This window comes from Frankia sp. CoBUL1, from assembly GCF_978021245.1.
This window is the reverse complement of record NZ_CDXDOS010000319.1, coordinates 1-3,400: the sequence shown is the minus strand read 5'-3', so window position 1 is coordinate 3,400 and position 3,400 is coordinate 1. Positions and strand designations below refer to the sequence as shown.

2 protein-coding genes are annotated in these 3,400 nt (G+C 70.7%); both read right to left on the bottom strand.

Annotated features, from left to right (window positions below; genetic code table 11):
- Positions 1 to 1,047, bottom strand: a 1,047-nt coding sequence (locus tag AC08OX_RS16210; RefSeq protein WP_476608590.1) for an ABC transporter transmembrane domain-containing protein, incomplete at its 3' end; no start/stop codon positions are given.
- A complete protein-coding gene (locus AC08OX_RS16205; RefSeq protein ID WP_476608589.1) occupies positions 939 to 3,170 on the bottom strand; it encodes an ABC transporter ATP-binding protein in 2,232 nt (743 codons plus the stop codon). The genes AC08OX_RS16205 and AC08OX_RS16210, both read right to left, overlap by 109 nt.
- Between the last annotated feature and the right edge of the window lie 230 nt (positions 3,171 to 3,400).

Here is a 3,400-nt window from a genome sequence, read left to right as displayed (position 1 = left end):
GTTTCCCCCCGGCCCCGCGTTCTCCGTCCGCGCGGCGGTGCCTCCCACGTAGGCGAACCGGACGCCGTCCAGGACCACCTCGCCGGCCAGCCGTCCGACCGGTCGCGGGTACTCGGCCGACGGCGTCGAGGTCGGAGTCCGCAGCAACTCGGAAAGCCGGCGCAGACCGACCCGGGCCTGCTGATAACCGTCGAACACCTGGGACAGTTGCTGCACCGGCGCGAAGAAGAGGTCCACGTAGAGCAGGAACGCGAGTAGTGCTCCCGGCGACAGGGATCCGCCGACGGCCAGGTGGGGGCCGATTCCCAGCACGAGAGCACCCGCGATCCGGGAGAGGAACTCGACGAACGGGAAGTAGAGAGCGATCATCCGTTGTGCCCGCAGCCGCGAGCGGCGGTAGCTGTCCGCGAGCTCGCGGAACCTCACCTGGTTGACCGCTTCCCGGCCGAACGCCTGGGCGATGCGCAGCCCGGTCAGGTTCTCCTGCAGCGATGCGTTGACGGCGCTGACCCGTTCCCGGGACTCGGTGTAGGCGGCGGAGGAACGACGCCGGAACACCACCGTCGCCACGATCAGGATCGGCAGTACGGCGACGACGACCAGGCCGAGCTCGGCGTCCAGCACGATCAACGCCACCAGGACGCCGAAGAAGGACAGCAGGCTGACGATGGCGGTGGTCAGGCCGGTCTGCAGGAAGGTCGACAGGGCGTCGACATCGGTCGTCATCCGGGTCATGATCCGGCCGGCGAGCTCGCGCTCGTAGTAGTCGAGTCCGAGGCGCTGCAGCTGCGCAAAGGTCTTCACCCGCAGGATGTAGAGCAGCCGCTCCCCCATCCGGCCCGTGACACGGGTCTGCCACACCTGCACCGCCCAGTTGACCAGCACCACCGCCAGCGCGACACCGGCGGTGGCGAACAGGACGTCACGTGCCCCGACGCTCACGCCGGCGTCGACGGCATGCCGCACCAACGCCGGCAGGGCGAGACCCGCGACGGCGTCTGCCGCCACCAGCAGCAGCAGGCCCAGGATGAGCGGCCAGCGGACCACGGCCAGCAGCCGGTGCAGCGAGAATGCCGGGTCGGGGCGGCCGCCGCAGCCTGGTCGACCCGCGGCTCGTCGAGCGCCGGGGGCAGGGCGTCGACCCGGGCGAGCAGGTCGGGGGTCGCCGGCATGTCACCGAAGGGGCCCCCGCCGCCGAGCTCCCGGCCGAGACCGCCCCGGGTAGCACCACCCCGGAGACCATTTCCCTTTCCTTTCCCTTGCCTACTTCCTTGCCTGTCCAGAGCCTTTTGCGTCTGATTTATCCCTCTGGACAGGCAAGAAAGGCCGGGGTCGGGGGCCGGGGACGAGAGCTGGTCAGAAAGGCCCTCGCCGGGGCCGGCGAGCAGATGGCGGAACAGAGGACATCGGGCCGTCAGTTCGGCCTCTGTCCCGACGTCGACGATCCGGCCGGCGTCGAGCACGGCGATCCGGCCGGCGAGGCGCAGGGTGGAGCGCCGGTGCGCGATGAGCAGAGTGGTGCGGCCACGCATGATCGTCCGAAGCGTGTCATGGATCTCGGCCTCGATCCGGGCGTCCACGGCCGAGGTCGCGTCGTCGAGGAGCAGGACGCGGGGATCGGTGAGTAGCGCGCGGGCGAGCGCGACGCGCTGGCGCTGGCCGCCGGAGAGAGTCAGGCCCTGTTCTCCCACGACGGTGTCATAGCCGTCGGGCAGGCCGCGGATGAAGACGTCCGCCTGCGCCGCCCGCGCAGCCGCGATGATCTGGTCGTCCGTGGCACCCGGCCGGCCGTAGGCGATGTTCGCGCGCACCGTGTCGGAGAACAGGAAACTGTCCTCGAAGACGACCCCGATCTGCGCCCGCAGCGACGACAGTGTCACCGTGCGGATGTCCACACCGTCAAGGCGGACCGTCCCGGCCTGGGGGTCGTAGAACCGCGGCAGCAGCATCGCAACCGTCGACTTGCCCGAACCGGACGTGCCGACGAGGGCGACCGTCTCCCCCGGTTCGATCCGCAGGCTCACGTCCCGCAGCACGGGGCGAGACGGAACGTAGCCGAACGTGACACTGTCCAGGTCGACCAGCCCGCGGATCCGGCCAAGGCGCACGGCGTCCGGCCGGTCCATGATCGCCGGCTGCGAATCGATGATCTCGAAGATGCGTATCGTGCTGGCCTTGGCCTGCTGGCCCACGGTGAGCAGACCGGCGAGGGTCCGCGTCGGCCCGATCAGGGCGCCGAGATAGGTGCTGAACGCGAGGAAGGTACCGAGGGTGATCCGGTCCGTCAGCGCCAGCCAGCCGCCGAGCGCCAGCACCGCGACCTGACCGAGCGCGGGAACGGCCTGCATCGCCGCACCGAACCTGCTGGTGATGCGCACCGCACGCATCCGAAGCGCGAACAGCCACCGGGCGTCCACCGCCAGCCGGTCCAGCTCGCGGGCCTCCTGTCCGAACCCCTTCACCACCCGGACGCCGGCGACGGCTTCTTCGACCACTCCGGCAACCTCGCCAGCCTGCTGCTGCGCCGCCCAGGTCGCCGGGAAGACCGTGCGTCGGGCGCCGTAGCCGACGATGAACAGCGCCGGCCCCAGCGCGAGCGCGATGACGGTGAGCAGCGGGGACAGCCAGGCCATCACCACAAGGGACACGACGAAGAGCACCAGGTTGCCGCTCATCATCGGCAGGTAGGACAGCAGACCCTGGACCACGGTGACGTCCGAGATCGCCCGGCTCACCACCTGCCCGGTCTGGAGCTGGTCCTGCCGGGCCCCGTCGAGGCGCTCGATGGCGCTGAAGACGGCGTCGCGCAGATCATACTGGACGTCGAGGGAGAGCCGACCACCGACGTAGCGTCGGACGAACGCGGCGGCGAAGACGACGACCCCGGCCCCGAGCAGAATGGCGACGTAGGGTGCGAGAGAGTGGCGGTGCGTGACGACGACGTTGTCGATGACCTGCCGCTCGACCAACGGGACGGCGGCCGTGACGAGCGTGCCGAGCAGCGCGGCGCCGAAGGCCAAGGCGGCGTTGCGGCGGTACACGAGGATCTCGCGGAGAATCCTGCGCAGCCAGCCGGCCACCGGTTTCTCCGGCCCGGCCTCCTCGGCTTTCTCCGGCCCGGGCGCGGCAGGCTCCTCGGCTGGTTGGGGCCGTGGGCGTGGACTGGGCAACTGCGATCACTCGACGGGACCCGGAGCCGGATGCGGACTGGGGTCCGGCCGATCCGGCGGTCCGTGCGAGGGACGGGCCGTGTCAGCGGACGATGCTTCGGAGCTCGCGGTGGGCCTCCAGGTCGTCAGGTCCGATTCGGTACCCGCGTGACGCCGGTCCGGATCGGACGCGAAGGAAGGGACGAGACGCCAAAGCCGCCGCGTCCCAGCCTCACCGCGGGGTCCCGGCC